16 protein-coding genes and 1 tRNA gene are annotated in these 15,386 nt (G+C 67.3%); 6 read left to right on the plus strand and 11 right to left on the minus strand.

Annotation, left to right across the window (positions count from 1 at the left end):
• Nucleotides 1-90 precede the first annotated feature (90 nt).
• Complete coding sequence (locus FOA17_RS11105) at nt 91-1,452, plus strand: D-amino acid dehydrogenase (protein ID WP_275260031.1); 1,362 nt, start codon at nt 91-93, stop codon at nt 1,450-1,452.
• Between the two features lie 99 nt (nt 1,453-1,551).
• Nucleotides 1,552-2,805 carry a DNA polymerase IV gene (locus FOA17_RS11110; protein WP_149141564.1) on the plus strand — a complete coding sequence of 418 codons (1,254 nt, stop codon included), beginning with the start codon at nt 1,552-1,554 and terminating at the stop codon, nt 2,803-2,805.
• 137 nt (nt 2,806-2,942) lie between these two features.
• On the opposite strand, the gene FOA17_RS11115 is transcribed toward FOA17_RS11110, so the two are convergent.
• Nucleotides 2,943-3,019 (minus strand) — tRNA-Arg (locus FOA17_RS11115).
• A 90-nt stretch (nt 3,020-3,109) separates the two neighbouring features.
• Nucleotides 3,110-4,480: a sensor histidine kinase gene (locus FOA17_RS11120; protein WP_149141989.1), complete on the minus strand. Its 1,371-nt coding sequence runs from the start codon at nt 4,478-4,480 to the stop codon at nt 3,110-3,112.
• A 371-nt stretch (nt 4,481-4,851) separates the two neighbouring features.
• On the opposite strand from FOA17_RS11120, the gene rpmH reads away from it, so the two are divergent.
• On the plus strand, nt 4,852-4,986 hold the full coding sequence (gene rpmH / locus FOA17_RS11125; protein WP_149141565.1) for a 50S ribosomal protein L34: 135 nt from the start codon (nt 4,852-4,854) through the stop codon (nt 4,984-4,986).
• A 40-nt stretch (nt 4,987-5,026) separates the two neighbouring features.
• Nucleotides 5,027-5,452 carry a ribonuclease P protein component gene (rnpA, locus tag FOA17_RS11130; protein ID WP_149141566.1) on the plus strand — a complete coding sequence of 142 codons (426 nt, stop codon included), beginning with the start codon at nt 5,027-5,029 and terminating at the stop codon, nt 5,450-5,452.
• Between the two features lie 26 nt (nt 5,453-5,478).
• On the opposite strand, the gene pheT is transcribed toward rnpA, so the two are convergent.
• The 4 genes from pheT to mobA form a co-directional block, all read right to left on the minus strand.
• On the minus strand, nt 5,479-7,896 hold the full coding sequence (gene pheT, locus FOA17_RS11135) for a phenylalanine--tRNA ligase subunit beta (RefSeq protein WP_149141567.1): 2,418 nt from the start codon (nt 7,894-7,896) through the stop codon (nt 5,479-5,481).
• Nucleotides 7,897-8,152: 256 nt separating this feature from the next.
• Nucleotides 8,153-8,755 carry a GNAT family N-acetyltransferase gene (locus tag FOA17_RS11140; RefSeq protein WP_149141568.1) on the minus strand — a complete coding sequence of 201 codons (603 nt, stop codon included), beginning with the start codon at nt 8,753-8,755 and terminating at the stop codon, nt 8,153-8,155.
• Complete coding sequence (locus tag FOA17_RS11145) at nt 8,755-9,591, minus strand: molybdopterin guanine dinucleotide synthesis (protein ID WP_149141569.1); 837 nt, start codon at nt 9,589-9,591, stop codon at nt 8,755-8,757. Before FOA17_RS11145 ends, FOA17_RS11140 begins: the two co-directional genes overlap by 1 nt.
• Complete coding sequence (gene mobA / locus FOA17_RS11150) at nt 9,588-10,151, minus strand: molybdenum cofactor guanylyltransferase MobA (RefSeq protein WP_149141570.1); 564 nt, start codon at nt 10,149-10,151, stop codon at nt 9,588-9,590. Before mobA ends, FOA17_RS11145 begins: the two co-directional genes overlap by 4 nt.
• A 70-nt stretch (nt 10,152-10,221) precedes the next feature.
• Between mobA and FOA17_RS11155 the strand changes: the two genes are divergently transcribed.
• Complete coding sequence (locus tag FOA17_RS11155; RefSeq protein ID WP_238991794.1) at nt 10,222-10,932, plus strand: AzlC family ABC transporter permease; 711 nt, start codon at nt 10,222-10,224, stop codon at nt 10,930-10,932.
• Nucleotides 10,922-11,263, plus strand: coding sequence for an AzlD domain-containing protein (locus tag FOA17_RS11160; protein ID WP_149141571.1), 342 nt, complete (start codon nt 10,922-10,924; stop codon nt 11,261-11,263). The genes FOA17_RS11155 and FOA17_RS11160 overlap by 11 nt, the downstream gene beginning before the upstream one ends.
• On the opposite strand, the gene FOA17_RS11165 is transcribed toward FOA17_RS11160, so the two are convergent.
• The 5 genes from FOA17_RS11165 to FOA17_RS11185 are packed head-to-tail and all read right to left on the minus strand — an operon-like array spanning nt 11,264 to nt 15,326.
• Nucleotides 11,264-11,881, minus strand: coding sequence for a hypothetical protein (locus FOA17_RS11165; protein WP_149141572.1), 618 nt, complete (start codon nt 11,879-11,881; stop codon nt 11,264-11,266).
• Nucleotides 11,882-11,916: 35 nt separating this feature from the next.
• A complete protein-coding gene (locus tag FOA17_RS11170; protein ID WP_149141573.1) occupies nt 11,917-12,051 on the minus strand; it encodes an aa3-type cytochrome c oxidase subunit IV in 135 nt (44 codons plus the stop codon).
• A 58-nt stretch (nt 12,052-12,109) separates the two neighbouring features.
• The gene (locus FOA17_RS11175; protein ID WP_149141574.1) at nt 12,110-12,607 is read right to left on the minus strand and encodes a DUF6173 family protein; all 498 of its coding nucleotides are present in this window, start codon (nt 12,605-12,607) and stop codon (nt 12,110-12,112) included.
• Nucleotides 12,604-13,629 (minus strand): MBL fold metallo-hydrolase, encoded by a 1,026-nt coding sequence (locus tag FOA17_RS11180; RefSeq protein WP_149141575.1) that lies wholly within the window; start codon nt 13,627-13,629, stop codon nt 12,604-12,606. Before FOA17_RS11180 ends, FOA17_RS11175 begins: the two co-directional genes overlap by 4 nt.
• Nucleotides 13,626-15,326: an acyl-CoA dehydrogenase gene (locus tag FOA17_RS11185; protein ID WP_149141576.1), complete on the minus strand. Its 1,701-nt coding sequence runs from the start codon at nt 15,324-15,326 to the stop codon at nt 13,626-13,628. Before FOA17_RS11185 ends, FOA17_RS11180 begins: the two co-directional genes overlap by 4 nt.
• Nucleotides 15,327-15,386 lie beyond the last annotated feature (60 nt).

Consider the following 15,386-nt stretch of genomic DNA (forward strand, 5'->3'; position numbering starts at 1 on the left):
TAGTCGGAAATTTATTCGAACATAGCACCAATATGCAGTGATTTCTTCGATCAAATCCCTGCGCCGCGCCGAAGGACGCCAAGAAATTCCATCTGTTTCAGATATCATTTCTTCAAGCCTTCCAGACAGCCCTTCCAGACAGCGGAGCGACCCATGAAGATCGTCATCCTCGGCGCCGGTGTGATCGGTGTGACCTCGGCCTGGTATCTGAGCCGCCAGGGCCATGAGGTGACGGTGATCGACCGCCAGCCCGCGCCCGCGCTGGAAACCAGCTTTGCCAATGCCGGCGAGGTCAGCCCCGGCTATTCCGCCCCCTGGGCCGCGCCGGGCATCCCGCTCAAGGCGCTGAAATGGATGTTCCAGAAACACGCGCCGCTGGTCATCCAGCCGCGCCCCGATCTCGCCAAACTGTCCTGGATGGCGAAGATGCTGATGAACTGCACCGCCGATGCCTATCATGTGAACAAGTCGCGCATGGTGCGGCTGGCCGAATATTCGCGCGATTGCCTGGGTGAGCTGCGCGCCGAGACTGGCATCGCCTATGACGAACGCATGCAGGGCACGCTGCAACTGTTCCGCACGCAAAAGCAGGTGGAAGGCGCCGCGAAGGATATCGAAGTGCTGCGCGAGGATGGCGTGGCCTTCGAGGTGATGGACCGCGCGGGCTGCGTCGCGGCCGAGCCGGGCCTGGCTGCCAGCGCCGACAAGATCATGGGCGGGCTGCGCCTGCCGGGCGACGAGACCGGCGATTGCTTCAAGTTCACCAACCGGCTTGCGGAAATGGCCACCGCTGCCGGGGTGAAATTCCGCTGGGGCGTGGCGATCAAGCGCATCCATGTGGAAATGGGGCGCGTGGCCTTTGTCGAAACCTCGGAAGGGCGGGTGCATGCGGACAGCTATGTGCTGGCCATGGGATCGTATTCGCCGCTGCTGGCCGGACCGCTGGGCATCAAGCTGCCGGTCTATCCGCTCAAGGGCTATTCGATCACCGTGCCGATCCTCGACGAAAGCCGCGCCCCGGTCTCTACGGTGATGGACGAAACCTACAAGATCGCGATCACGCGGCTAGGCGACCGGATCCGCGTCGGCGGCATGGCCGAGATCGCGGGCTTCGACATGTCGCTGAACCCCAAGCGTCAGGCCACGCTGACCCATTCGGTCGAGGATCTGTTCGGCGGCGCGGGCGATCAGGCCCGGGCAGAATTCTGGACCGGCCTGCGCCCGATGACACCCGATGGCACGCCGATCGTCGGCCGTTCGCCCATCGGCAACCTGTTCCTGAACACCGGCCATGGCACGCTGGGCTGGACGATGTCCTGCGGCTCGGGGCGGGTGCTGGCCGATATCATCTCGGGCCGCCTGCCCGAGATCGAGCATGCCGATCTGGGTTATGCCCGCTATGAACGCCAGGGCGCCATCCGCCCGGTCCTGCGCCCCGCCCCGGCGGCCTGACCCGCGCAGCCTGACTTTGCGGCCTGACCCGCGCGAGGCGCAAATTTTCGACGAAAATTTGCGCCTCGCGCCCGGCGGGGGGCGTGGTATCCTGCGGCCATGCCCGCGCTTTGCCGTTCTTGCCTCTGTCAGTTCGAAACCGGGCCGCGCTGCCCGGAATGCCGCAGTCCGCGCATTCTGGCCCATCCCGAGTTGTTCACGCTGTCCATCGCGCATATGGATTGCGACGCCTTCTATGCCTCGGTCGAAAAGCGCGATAATCCCGATCTGCGCGACAAGCCGGTGATCGTGGGCGGCGGGCAGCGCGGGGTCGTCTCCACCTGCTGCTATATCGCGCGCATCTCGGGCGTGCGGTCGGCCATGCCGATGTTCCAGGCGCTGAAGCTGTGCCCCGAGGCCGTGGTGGTCAAGCCCCGGATACAGGTCTATGCCGAGGTCAGCCGCGCCATCCGCGCCATGATGCAGGAACTGACCCCCGCGATCGAACCGCTGAGCCTGGACGAAGCCTTTCTCGATCTGACCGGCACCGCCCGGCTGCATGGCGCCCCGCCAGCGGTCACCCTGGCGCGGCTGGTGCGGCGGATGGAGGCAGAGCTGGGCGTCTCCGGCTCCATCGGTCTGTCGCATAACAAGTTTCTGGCCAAGATCGCCTCCGATCTCGACAAGCCGCGCGGGTTTTCGGCGATCGGCCGGGCCGATACCGCGGCCTTCCTCACGCCGCGCCCGGTGCGCATCATCTGGGGGGTCGGCACTGCCACCCAGACCGCGCTGGAACAGGCAGGCATCCGCAGCATTGCCGACCTCCTCCGTTGGGACAAGGCCGACCTGACCACGCGTTTCGGCCATATGGGCGCGCGGCTGTGGCATCTGGCGCGGGGTGAGGATCAGCGCCGCGTCACCCCTGATGAGCGGATCAAGTCGATCTCCAAGGAGACCACCTTTCTGGAGGATACCGCCGATGCCGATCTGCTGGACGGGCATCTGTGGCGGCTGGCGGTCGCTGTGTCCGACCGGGCCAAGGCCAAGGATCTGGCCGGGCGGACCGTCACGCTCAAGCTCAAGCGCGCCGATTTCACCACGATCACCCGGCGGCATGTGCTGGCCGCGCCCAGCCAGATGGCCGACCGCATCTATCGCGAGGCACGGGCGCTGTTTGACCAGGTGCCAAAAGGCGCGGCTTATCGGCTGATCGGCTGCGGCATCTCGGATCTGGTGCCGGGGGCCACGGCTGACAGCACGGGTGACCTGCTCGACCCGCAGGCAACCACCCGCGCCCGGGCCGAGGCCGCAACCGATGCGATCCGCGCACGCTTTGGCCGCGAGGCGATCATCAAGGGCCGCGCCCTGCGCTGAAGCCGGGCCTCTTCGGCCAGATCTTCGGCGATCCGCCGAATTGCGCGTAGCGTCCGGGCCACAGCCTTCTGGGGACACCCAAGCGTGCCACAAAATGAAAAGGGCTCAGGCATTTCAGCCTAAGCCCTTGAATTTCATGGCGGACCCGGAGCGATTCGAACGCCCGACCCTCAGATTCGTAGTCTGATGCTCTATCCAGCTGAGCTACGGGTCCGTCTTGAGCGCGGATTTAGCGGCAGCGGGGCGGGGATGCAAGGGACAAACGCATTGCGCGGCAACTTTCTTTTGGGCAGCGCGCGGCGGGTCAGGCCGGGTGATCGGCGCCGGCGGGGCTGTCTTCGCCCGCGTCGATCCCGCCGGAGCGCGGCAGATGCAGCATGAATTCGGTGCCTTCGGCATCGCTGCGCACCAGATCAAGCCGGCCGCCATGGCCGCGCACAAGTTCGGCCGCGATGGCAAGACCAAGGCCGGAGCCTCCCTTGCGGGCCGAACCCTGAAAGGCCATGAACAGATGCTCGCGCGCCTTGGGCGGCAGGCCGGGGCCGGTATCGCCGACGCGAATCCACCAATCCTGTTCGCCCTCGCCGCCCGACAGCTCGATCGTGCCGGGCTGGCCGGTTGCCTCGATCGCCTGCCGGGCATTGCGCACCAGATTGGACAGAACCCGGTGCAGCTGTTCGGCATCAGCGCGGATCATCATCCCGGCGGGCGCGTCGATCAGGCAGGCGGGATCGGTCTCGCGCGACAGGCCCTCGGCCTCGGCCACCTCCTCCAGCAGGGGGCGCAGGGCAAAGCGGGTCAGGCGTGGCGGATGTTCCTCGGCCTTGCCGAAGGCCAGCGTCGATTCGCACAGATTGACCGCCCGCGTGATGGAATTGAGCAGCTTGGGCGCGGCGCGGGCCACGCCGGGATCGGCGCTCTGCTCGATCCGGTCGGCGAAAAGCTGGGCCGAAGTCAGGATATTACGCAGGTCATGCGCAATCTTGGCCACGGCGCCGCCCAACTGTGCCAGCCGTTCCTTCTGGCGGAAGGCGGCGATCAGCTCGGTCTGCATCTGACCAAGCGCCTGTTCGGCGTCGCGCAATTCGCGCACCCGCGCATTGGGGGTGATAACGAGGCGGGCATCCTCGGGCGCGGCGGCATAGGCCTGCATATGCCGCACCACCCGGCGAATCGGCACCACCATCAGCCGGCGCACCGCAAAGAACAGCATCGCCGCCGTGATGACCGAGATCAGCGCCGACAAAAGCAGGATCCGCAGCCCGTAATCCAGCATCTCGCCGCGCAGCGGCCCCTGGCGCAGCGTCACCTCGATCAGTAGCCCGGCCTGCTGCACCGGCTGGCCGATGACGCGGATCACCGGGTCTTTCGGCGTCCACAGCACGTCGAGCGCGTCGCGGATCAGATCGAAAGGGCCAGCCATGCGCAGGTCGTAGGTGGCAGCGACGGGTTCGGGAATGGGCGAGGACAGCGCAAGCTGGCGCACCTCATCGCGCCGCAGCACCACGTTGAAGACGCCGGCATTCGCCAGCAGTTCACGTTCCAGATCGGCGCCGACCACGCCGCCCGCCTCCAGCGCCAGCGAGGCGATCTGTGCCTTTTCCAGCCGCGCCTGAAGGTAGTCGAGCCGGAAACGCGCGATCGAGGGCACAAAGATCAGCACCTCGGCCAGCATGACAAAGGCGACGGTCAGCAACAGGAACCGCCCCGAAAGCGTGTTCAGAATGCGCGCTGCCAGCCGACCTATCACCTTGCCGCCCCTTGCCGGGCCGCCGATGCGCGCCCCTTGCGCAAGGAATATCAAAGAGTTTTGACAAAAGACAGGTGCGCCGAGGGCGGGCGGCGGGGCGTGCGACAGTCGAAACCGCGTGCGGATGTCACAAGGGGCCGGGAATGTTGTCGCAAAGGCGGAAAATTCGGGATTCCCGCCTGGCTTGGCGTTGACTTGGGGCCGTGCCGCCCTTAAGGAACGGGCCTCAGTTGCCGCGGCCCTCGAATCTTTCGGGGTTCGGGCTGCATATGAACGCTCGGTTACGGAGAGCCGCGATGAAACGCACGTATCAACCGTCGAACCTGGTGCGCAAGCGCCGCCATGGTTTCCGCGCCCGCATGGCCACCAAAGGCGGCCGTCTGGTGCTGGCTGCCCGCCGTCGCGTGGGCCGCAAGAAGCTGTCGGCCTGATTTCCCTCTGGTCCCTTCGGGCCGGACAAGGAGACACGACATGACACCGCCGCAGGCAGAGGAAGCAGACCGCATCGCGGAGGCTTCCGACAGCCAAGCGGCGGTTTCGTCATGCGCGGGTTACACGATTCTGGCCAAGCGCGCCGATTTCCTGCGCGCGGCCTCGGCCCGGCGGCAGGGGACCGGCGGTTTCCTGTTGCAGGCGCGCGAACGCCGCGACGGCAGCGATGCGATTCGCGTGGGCTTCACCTGTTCCAAGAAGATCGGCAATGCGGTGATGCGCAACCGCGCCCGGCGCAGGCTGCGCGAGATCGTCCGCGCCGTGCTGCCGGGCCTGGCGCAGCCGGGTTGGGATTATGTCCTGGTGGGGCGACCCGGCGCCACGATCGAGCGCGACTTCGCCACGCTCAAGACCGATCTGGAGGGTGCGCTGCGCCAGATCCACCGCCCGCGCAGCGCGGCATGAAAAAGGGGCCTCGCGGCCCCTTTTCCTTATTTCCGCAGCGCGCCGCCGGTGGCCTTGGCGACCTTTTCGACGATCTTGGCCGACACGGCCTCGATATCCTTGTCGGTCAGCGTGGCCTGTTGCGGTTGCAGCCGCACCGTGATCGCGATGGATTTCTTGCCCGCCCCCATCTGCGCCTCGGCCTTGTCGCCGGTGAACTGGTCAAAGACCCGCACGCTGTCGATCAGCGCCTTGTCCGACCCGGCGGCGGCATTGACCAGGGTCAGCGCCTCGACCCCCGCATCCACCACGAAGGCGAAATCGCGTTCCACCGCTTGCAGGTCGGAAATCGCCAGCGCGGGGCGGGTCGGTGTCTTGACCTTGGGCTGCGGGACATTGGCGATCTGCACGGTAAAGGCCACGGCGGGGCCCTTCACGTCAAAGGCTTGCAGGAGGCGCGGATGCACCTCGCCAAAGGTGGCCAGCACGTTCGGCCCCAGCCCGATCACCCCGGCGCGGCCGGGATGGAACCAGGCCGGCACCTTGCGGGTGATCTGCACCTTGGCCGGAGCGCCGATGGCGGCCAGCGCCGCCTCGGCATCGGCCTTGGCGTCGAACACATCCACCGCACGGCGCGAGCCATAGGGATCACGCGCGGCCGAGGCCCCGATCAGCAAGCCCGTCGCCACCGTCACCTGTTCGCCCGGCTCACCGCCCGAAAAGACCGGCCCCACCTCGAACAGCGCCAGATCCATAAAGCCGCGCGCCTGATTGCGGGCCGCCGCCCGCAGCAGGCCCGGCAGCAGATCGGGGCGCAGATGGGTCATTTCCGACGAGATCGGGTTTTCCACCCGCACCGCATCGGCACCGCCCCCAAAGGCAGCCGCCGCCGTCTGGTCGATGAAGCTGTAGGTCACGCATTCATTGTAGCCCAGAGCCGCAATGGCCCGGCGCACCGCCTTTTCGCGGGTCTGAAGCGGGGTCAGAATCGGCTTTGGCACGCCCGGCTGGCGGCGCGACATCGGCTTGCCCACCAGTTTCGACAGCGAGGCGACGCGCGCCACCTCCTCCACCAGATCGGCCTCGCCCTGCACATCGGGGCGCCAAGAGGGCGGCGCGGCCTGATCGCCGGTCAGGGTGAAGCCCAGAGCCGTGAGCGTGGCGCGTTGATCGGCCTCGGGGATTTCCATCCCCACCAGCCGCTCCACCCGCGCGGGATCAAAGCGATAGCTGCGGGCGGTATCGGGCACCGCGCCATCGACCACGATTTCCGACGCCTCGCCGCCGCAGAGATCCAGAATCATCTGCGTCGCCAGATCCAGCCCCGGCAGGGTGAAAGCCGGGTCCACCCCGCGTTCAAACCGATAGCGCGCATCGGAATTGATCTTCAGCGCGCGGCCCGTGGTGGCGATGGTGATCGGATCCCAATAGGCGGATTCGAGGAAGACATCGGTCGTATCCTCGGTGCAGCCCGACAGTTCGCCCCCCATGATGCCGGCAAGGCTTTCGGGTTGGGCATCGTCGGAAATCAGCATCATCCCGGGTTTCAGCGCATAGGTCTTGCCGTCCAGCGCCAGCAGTTCCTCGCCGCCCGCCGCCGGGTGGATCCGCAGATCGCCCTTCACCTTGGCCACGTCAAAGACATGCAGCGGGCGGTTCAGCCCGAAGGTGAAGTAATTGGTGATATCGACCAGCGCCGAGATCGGCCGCAGCCCGATCGCCTTGAGCCGCGCCTGCATCCAGTCGGGCGAGGGGCCGTTCTTCATGCCGCGAATGGTGCGGCCGGCAAAGAGCGGGCAGCCCCGGGCCTTCAGGCTGTCGTCGATCTTCACCCCGACGGGCGAGGCAAACCCGCCCTTGATCGCCGGGATTTCCAGCGCCTTCAGCGTGCCGAGACCGCGCGCCGCCAGATCGCGCGCCAGACCGCGCACGCCCAGGCCATCGGGGCGGTTCGGCGTGATCTTCACATAGATCATCGGGTCGTTCAGGCCGCGATAGTCGATGAAACGCATGCCAACCGGCGCATCCTCGGGCAGGTCGATGATGCCGTTATGATCGTCCGACAGTTCCAGTTCGCGTTCCGAACACAGCATGCCATTGCTGTCCACGCCGCGGATATTGCCGGGTTTCAGGTCAACCCCGGTGCCCGGAACATGGGTGCCGGCGGGGGCAAAGACGCCCACCAGCCCGGTGCGCGCATTGGGCGCGCCGCAGACGACCTGCACCTCCTCCATCGCGCCCTCGGGGCCGTTGGGCCAGGTCGCCACGCGGCAGACGCGCAGGCGGTCGGCATTGGGGTGCTGCACCGCCTCGATCACGCGGCAGATGCGAAAGGCGCCCAGCCGGGCCTCCGGGTTCGACACGTCCTCGACCTCGTGGCCAAGGTCGGTCAACGCGGTCAGAATCGCGTCAAGCGTGGCGTCGGTGTCCAGATGATCCTTCAGCCAGGACAGGGTGAATTTCATGGCGGGCCTCTGCGGAATGGGTCGCACTGGCCTTAGCGCATCGCGGCGCCAAGGGGAAGGGCGGGCCAGAGGCACGTTTCCGGGGTGGAAACACCTTGTCGCGCATAGGGGATGCGAAAATTTACCATTGCGTCAGAACTATGGCGTAAAATCGGCGCATGGATGACTGGCTTCGCATTCCCAAGGATCGGCCCCGCCCCCACCCTGTCCGGTGGTCGCTGACGCTTGGCATGTTCATCCTGCTGCTGCTGATCCGCTACGGGCGCGTGGTGGACTGATCGCCGGGCAGGTCGCGGATCATCGTCGCGGCACCCTCAAACCCGAAGGCGTGCCGTAAAAGACCCAGCCTGTCATGGCCGATCACGCGAAAGCCCATCCGCTCATAAAGCTGGCGGGCGCGGATATTGCGGTCGATCACCTCCAGTTGCACTGCGCCATAGCCCCGGCGCACCGCCTCGGCGCAAAGCGCGTCAATCAGCGCGCGGCCGATGCCCTGCCCCCGCACCCCCCGCGCGACACAGATGCCATCGACCAGAAAGCGGCTGTTATCCACCTCGCGCATCAGCGCCGACAACAGCGCCAGACGCCAGAACGCCCCGATAGGGCCATAGACGGCGCGCAGATCCTGCCAGCCGCCATCGGCAAAGGCGCCCTGCGGCGACTTGAAACCGGCGAGGCCCAGCAACTCGTCCCCGACTTCGGCGATCAGCACATGGTCGGCCTGCATCACCCGTTCCAGGTAGGCCAGCGCCTTGCGCTCCGGCCCCATGACGCGGCCCAGCTTGCTGCCGAAGGCCTCCCAATACAGACGGGCGGCGGCGGCGCGGTGGTGGTCGGGCAGGCCCCGCGACAGCCGCATCACAAGGCCCCCGCCAGCGCGGCGCGATGGCCGGCACCCAGAATCCAGCCCTCTTCGCGGGCGATGGCCGGCACCGACCAGAGCGGCGCCAGATCGCCCCTGCCCGCCAGCCGCGCCAGGGCACGGGCCAGAAGGCGCACCTGTGCGCGGTCCTTGATCGCATCGCCCGCCGCCCGCACCTCGGGCGCGAGGATCGAGGGATAGACCTCGGCCAGCGTGACGCGCGCCAGCGGGCCGGGCGGCGCAAAGGGCCAGACCGCGACCCCTGCCCGGCGCGCCAGCCGCGCGATCAGCGGCAGTCCGGTCAGGCTCTGCGATCCGACCGACCCGGTGGTATAGAGCTTCCAGACCGGCTGGGCGCCAGGCACCGCGCGCTCCACCGCGCGACGTTCGGCAAGGCCGAGCGCGGGATAATCCACCAGCTTGCGCGGCGGCAGGTCGGGCAGATCGAGCCCCGCCGGGCGGCCCCAGAACGGCCCTTGCCCAAAGCGGCGGTTGATCCCGGCGGCCACTTCAAAGCGGTTGTTGCGGTTGCGCGGGCCGTCGATGATGCGCGCGTCCAGCCAATCCCACACCGCGCGGGCGGTGGCCTGCCCGGTCAGCCGCGCCGCGAAACCTGTCGGATAGCCCATCGGGAAATCGAACCCGACCAGCCATTGCCCCGTCGCGGTCAGGCCGGTCAGCAGCGCCTCGGCCTCGGCCCGGCTGCGCAGGTAATGCACGGCCTCGCCCTCGGGGGTGCAGGTGCCGATCCAGATCGCGTCGGCCGAGGGCGCGCGGGGCGAAAGCTGCGCCGCCGCCGACCAATCGACCACCGCCACCCGCAGCGCCATCATGCCAGCGCCTGTTCCGCCAGGGCCAGGTCTTCGGCGGTGTTGATGTTGAAGAACGGGTCGGGCGTGGTGGCGGCAAAGCGGGCCACCGCCGCACCGGCGCAGAATTCCATCAGCCGGGCGCCACCGCCGGCGAGAAAGGCGCGCAGCCGGTCGCGCTCCGTCCGGGGCCAGAGCGCGCAGGTCGGGTGCAGGCGGCCCGCGCTTTGCGCCACCGCCAGCCCGCCATCGCCGGCCAGCCAGAGCTGCGGCACCAGATCGCCGGGCAGAAAGGGCGTATCGACCGAGACCGACACGACGGCATCCGCAGCTTCGGCCCAGTCCAGCGCCGCCAACACGCCCGAAAGCGGGCCCTGCGATTGCGCATCGGGCAGCACCGTCAGGCCGGCAAAGGCCAGGCGCGCGGGGTCGCCATTGGCCGAAAGCGCCAGTTCCTCTACCTGCGGGGCAAAGCGGTCTTGCACATGGCGCAGCAGCGGCTGGCCGTGCAGCGTCACCAGTGCCTTGTCCGCGCCCAGACGCCGCCCCGCCCCGCCGGCCAGGATCACCCCGAAAATCCGCACCCCTGCCCCCGTTGCAACTGCCTGTCGCAAGGCCTAAGCCTTCGGTCACCTTCCGTAAAGCGGTCCGTCCATGTCAGCCTTCCCGCGCCACATCTTTCGTCAGGGCCTGATGGCCTCGGCCCCGTTCACCCTGATGATCGTGCCCTTTGGCGCGCTGTTCGGGGTGCTGGCCACCGCGCAGGGCATGACCGTGACCGAGGCGATGGCCTTTTCGATCGTGGTCATTGCCGGCGCGTCGCAATTCGCGGCGCTGCAACTGATGCAGGAAGGCGCGCCGATCCTGATCATCATCCTGACGGCGACGGCGGTCAATCTGCGCATGGCGATGTATTCGGTGGCGCTGACCCCGCATCTGGGCCGGGCAAGCCTGTGGCAGCGCATCCTCGTGTCGTATTTCCTGATCGACCAGAGCTATGTGCTGGGCGCCGCGGAATTCGACCGCCGCCCGGATTGGGGTCTGGCCGAGAAGCTGACTTTCTACTTTGGCGTCATCACCCCGATCTGCGGCCTGTGGTATCTGGCGACCTGGGTCGGCGCCAGTTTCGGCCGTGCATTGCCGGCGGGCTGGCCGCTGGATTTCATCGTGCCGGTCAGCTTTCTAGCCATGGTATCGCCGCTGTTGCAGACCCGGGCGCAGCGGGTGGCGGCCGGGGTTTCGGCCGGGGGCACGCTGCTCTTGTGGTGGATGCCCTATTCCAGCGGGCTGCTGGTGGCCGCGCTGGCGGCGATGATCGCCGGGGCCGTCGTCGAAACCCAGGAGGAGCGCCGCCATGCCGGTTGAGGCCATCGCCGACAAGGGCCAGCTCTGGACCATCATCCTGGGCCTGGGCCTGGGCACCTATCTGCTGCGGTTTTCCTTCCTCGGGCTGATCGGCAATCGCAGCCTGCCGCCGCTGGTGCTGCGGATGCTGCGCTATACGCCGATGGCGGTGATTCCGGGGCTGGTGGCGCCGGCCGCGGTCTGGCCCGCCGCCACCGGGGGCGAGACCGACCCCGCCCGGCTGATCGCGGTCGTGGTCACCGTGCTGGTCGGGATCCGCACCCGCAACACGCTCTGGGCGATGGTCGCGGGGGCGGTGACGCTGGGGCTGGGCCTCTGGGCGCTTGGCTGATCACTCGGTCAGGCGGGGATCGCCCGCCTGCACCATCAGGATACCGTGATTGTCATCGGCATCGTCATCGGTGATCGTGCGTTCGGTCACGCCCGGCAGCCGGCCAAAGGCCTTCATGAAGGTCTTGGGGAACATGGTGGTCGGGAGCGTTTCAAAGCCCGGCACGCCATGCAGGATTTCTGAAATGGAATCGGTGCAATGGGCCTTGGGCACGGCGCCATAGGCCATGGCGCGCTGCATCACCAGTTCGGCCACGCCGGCCGGCACCTGCACGGTCTGTTCGACCACATTATAGGTCTCGCGGGCGTGGTAATCTATGTAGAAGTTGACCATCTTTTCGGTCATGCCGAAATGCACGTCATTGCGTTCGGCCAGACGCGGCAGTTTCCAGCTTCCGGCCGGATCGAACATGATGCGCTGCGATCCGTTGATCATCAGCCCCGAATGCGCGCCCGACTGGTTGGAATTGCTGATCACCGTGAACAGCGTGATCGCGGGCGGGCCGTCATGCACATAGCGCGCCTTGGCGACGGCCTCGTCCGGGGCCCAGGTGGGTTCGGCGGCACCACAGGCCGCCAATGCGCCGCACAGCGCAAGCACGATCAGATTGCGGCGCATCCGCACACCTCGGCTATTCGTCAGAAAACAGGAAATCAGGCGTTCACAAGCGCCATGAAGATCAGCACGCCGATGGCGATGGCCGCACCCCAGGTGGTGAACTTGATGAAGGCCGCGAAGGTCTTTTCCTGGGCGCGGATGTCCATGCTGCCCTGCTGATGCTCGGCCATGACCGATCTCTCCTGTGATTGCGCGTTTTCCGCCTGTTAGCCGATTCAGGCGGGTCTGTCACGCCCCCTGCTGTGCGACCTCGGCCTCGGGGGCGGTCGGTGTGTCCCAATCGGGGGCAAGTCGAAATCCGATGCGGCGGGCGGGCATTTCCGGCTCGGCATGGGGCACCGCGCGCAAGACGACATTGAGCTGCGTGACATGCTGCACCAGCTGCATCTTCTGCCCGTCCTCGTCGCGGCCGTAGAAGGTGACCAGATCGGGGTCGAAATAACCCAGCCCCTCGATCATCAAGACCCCGGCCTCGCCGCCGGCAAAACCCATGGCAACCTCGTGCCGGGCGTCAAGCTGGCTTTCAAAGTTGCGGATATACAGGATCAGCCGCTCATAGGCCCATTGCGCCTCGCTTTTCTCCTCGACCGGCTGGCGGGCCAGCGCGGCGGGAAGGGGCTGCTGTTCAGGCGTGAGGGGTGCGTTCGGGTCGGCATGCACGACGCCCGCACAGGGCAGGGCCGCATCCTCCAGCATCTCGGCCGAGGTCTTGATCTCGTCGGTCATGCGCGCTCCCACAGCCAGACACCTTCGGCTGTCAGGAAGCGACGGACCTGCCCGCGATGCAAGAGGTAATTCAGATGCGCGACGGCCTCGACCATGGCCAGCCCGTATTCCGCCGGGCCGATCTGGCGGCGGAACAGCGCCGGAAAGCAATCGCAGGCAGAGAGGGGCGCGCGCAGGTGATCCAGCAGGCGGGCGATGGCGGAATGGTGGTTTTCCTCCATCTGGCGCAGGCGCAGCGGCAGGCCGGTGAAGGGCAGCTTGTGGCCCGGCAGGACGTGGTGGCGATCCTCCGCCAGGGCGGCAAAGCGGGTGCAAGAGGCGATCCAGTCGCCCAGCGGATCGGCCATCGGTTCGGTCGGATAGACCCCGATATTGGGCGAGATCGACGGCAAGAGCTGATCGCCGCCGATCACCAGATCGTCCTGCGCGCTCCAGAAAGTCGCGTGTTCGGGGGCGTGGCCATCCCCCATATGCACCCGCCAGTCACGCCCCGCCATGGTGATGCGGTCGCCCTCGGCGATGCGGATAAAGCCCAGCGGCAGCGGATGCACCATATCGGCAAAGTTGAAGGGGCGTTCGGCGGCGCGCTGTGCCAGCACATCCGGCGCCATGCCGGCGCCGCGCCAGAAGGCCATTTGCTCGGCCGTGGCCTGGGGCTGTTCATCCAGCGTCAGCATCCGGGCATAAAGCCAGGCGGTGCGGGTGGTCACCAGCTCGGCGCCACGCGCCTGAAACCAGCCCGCCAGCCCGACATGATCGGGGTGGTGATGCGTGACCACCACGCGCCGCAGCGGGCGCCCCGCCAGCGGTCCGGCCAGAAAACCCTCCCATATGGCGCGGGTCTTGCGGCTGTCAAAGCCGGTATCGACGATGGTCCAGCCATCGTCATCGGCCAGCGCATAGACATTGACGTGATCCAGCGCCATGGGCAGCGGCAGGCGCAGCCACAAGACGCCTTCGGCCAGTTCCACGGCGGAACCGGCCTCGGGCGCCTCGCGCGGGTAACGCAGCGCGGCGGTCATGAAGCCAGCAGATCGGGCGTCAGCGCGTAAAGCCCGGCGGCCCCTTCACGCATCTGCGCGATCAGCGCGGCATGTTCCGGCAGCAGGCGCTTGATCGCCACCGCGGCCAGCGGCAGGCGGGCCGGGTCGGCCAGCGCGGCCTTGAGGTGGTAATGCCCGCCCAGCACCCGGGCAAAGGCGCGCAGATAGGCGGTGGCGCCGGCATTGCGGTCATTGGCATCCTGCGCGACCAGCCATTCGGTTGCCTCGCGCAGCGCCTCGGCCGCGTTCCAGACCGCGCCGGCCAGATCGGGATTGGCCTCGCGCGCCTCGCGGGCGTGGTCCTCTACCTCTTGCAGCAGGCGATAGGCGGCGGCCCCTCCATCCATCATCTTGCGGCCCACCAGATCCATCGCCTGAATGCCGTTCGTGCCCTCATAGATCGCGGTCACCCGCACATCGCGGGCGAATTGCGCGGCGCCGGTTTCCTCGATGAAGCCCATGCCGCCATGGACCTGCACCCCCATCTGCGCCACCTCATTGCCGATATCGGTGCCAAAGGCCTTGGCGATCGGGGTCAGCAGCGCGGCGCGCGCCTGCCAGTCGGCATTGCCGGTGGCACGGCCCATGTCGATGGCCACCGCACAGGCCAGCGCGATGGCGCGGGCGGCAAAGGTTTCGGCCTTCATCACCGCCAGCATCCGGCGCACATCGGCATGGTCGATGATCGCGCCCTCGCCCAGCGGGGTCTTGCCCTGCTTGCGTTCCTGCGCATAGTCCAGCGCCTTCTGAAACGCGGCCTCGGCCACGGCCACGCCCTGCATGCCCACGCCCAGACGCGCGTTGTTCATCATGGTGAACATGGCGGCCATGCCCTTGTGTTCCTCGCCGATCAGCCAGCCGGTCGCGCCGTCATAGGCCATGACCGCCGTGGGCGAGCCGTGCAGGCCCAGCTTGTGTTCCAGGCTGACCACCTTGAGGCTGTTGCGCGGGCCGGGGTTGCCCGCCGCATCGGGCAGGAATTTCGGCACCATGAACAGGCTGATGCCGCGCGTGCCCGGCGCGCCATCGGGCAGGCGGGCCAGCACCAGATGGCAGATATTGCCGGCGAAATCGTTGTCGCCCCAGGTGATGAAGATCTTTTGCCCGGTGATCGCATAGGTGCCGTCGCCATTGCGTTCGGCCCTGGTGCGCAGCGCGCCGACATCCGACCCGGCCCCGCCTTCGGTCAGGTTCATCGTGCCGCACCATTCGCCCGAAATCAGCTTGGGGATATACAGCTCCTTGATCGCGTCGCTGGCGTGATGTTCCAGCGCCTCGATCTGGCCTTGCGTCATCAGCGGGTTCAGTTGCAGCGCCAGACAGGCCGACCCCATCATCTCGTTCACTGCGGTCGCGACCGAGATCGGCAGGCCCATGCCGCCATATTCCGGGTCGGCCGACATGCCGACCCAGCCGCCCTCGACAATCGCCTGATAGCCTTCGGCAAAGCCGGGCGAGGTGCGCACCACGCCGTTTTCCAGCCGCGCCGGCGTCAGATCGCCCGCGCGGTTCAGCGGCGCCAGCACATCGGAACACAGCTTGCCCGCCTCGGACAGGATCGCCTCGACGGTTTCGCCGGTCGCCTCGGCGAACAGATCGGTCGCAGAGACCTGTTCCAGCCCGACCACATGGTCAAAGACGAAACGATATTCGGAAACCGGGGCGCGATAGGGCATCTTCTCTCCTTCACCGCGCTTGGCTTCGGGCGGGCGCGGGTCTATCTGGGGGGCAGGTCT

It is taken from the genome of Gemmobacter caeruleus (assembly GCF_008271655.1).
Taxonomy (GTDB): domain Bacteria; phylum Pseudomonadota; class Alphaproteobacteria; order Rhodobacterales; family Rhodobacteraceae; genus Gemmobacter; species Gemmobacter caeruleus.

Coding starts and splice junctions, on each gene's coding strand:
- FOA17_RS11110 (WP_149141564.1), top strand. CDS start 1,552: ATGCCCGCGCTTTGCCGTTCTTGCCTCTGTCAGTTCGAAACCGGGCCG.
- FOA17_RS11120 (WP_149141989.1), bottom strand. CDS start 4,480: ATGCTGGCCGAGGTGCTGATCTTTGTGCCCTCGATCGCGCGTTTCCGG.
- rpmH (WP_149141565.1), top strand. CDS start 4,852: ATGAAACGCACGTATCAACCGTCGAACCTGGTGCGCAAGCGCCGCCAT.
- rnpA (WP_149141566.1), top strand. CDS start 5,027: ATGACACCGCCGCAGGCAGAGGAAGCAGACCGCATCGCGGAGGCTTCC.
- pheT (WP_149141567.1), bottom strand. CDS start 7,896: ATGAAATTCACCCTGTCCTGGCTGAAGGATCATCTGGACACCGACGCC.
- FOA17_RS11140 (WP_149141568.1), bottom strand. CDS start 8,755: ATGCGGCTGTCGCGGGGCCTGCCCGACCACCACCGCGCCGCCGCCGCC.
- FOA17_RS11145 (WP_149141569.1), bottom strand. CDS start 9,591: ATGATGGCGCTGCGGGTGGCGGTGGTCGATTGGTCGGCGGCGGCGCAG.
- FOA17_RS11155 (WP_238991794.1), top strand. CDS start 10,222: ATGTCAGCCTTCCCGCGCCACATCTTTCGTCAGGGCCTGATGGCCTCG.
- FOA17_RS11160 (WP_149141571.1), top strand. CDS start 10,922: ATGCCGGTTGAGGCCATCGCCGACAAGGGCCAGCTCTGGACCATCATC.
- FOA17_RS11165 (WP_149141572.1), bottom strand. CDS start 11,881: ATGCGCCGCAATCTGATCGTGCTTGCGCTGTGCGGCGCATTGGCGGCC.
- FOA17_RS11170 (WP_149141573.1), bottom strand. CDS start 12,051: ATGGCCGAGCATCAGCAGGGCAGCATGGACATCCGCGCCCAGGAAAAG.
- FOA17_RS11175 (WP_149141574.1), bottom strand. CDS start 12,607: ATGACCGACGAGATCAAGACCTCGGCCGAGATGCTGGAGGATGCGGCC.
- FOA17_RS11180 (WP_149141575.1), bottom strand. CDS start 13,629: ATGACCGCCGCGCTGCGTTACCCGCGCGAGGCGCCCGAGGCCGGTTCC.
- FOA17_RS11185 (WP_149141576.1), bottom strand. CDS start 15,326: ATGCCCTATCGCGCCCCGGTTTCCGAATATCGTTTCGTCTTTGACCAT.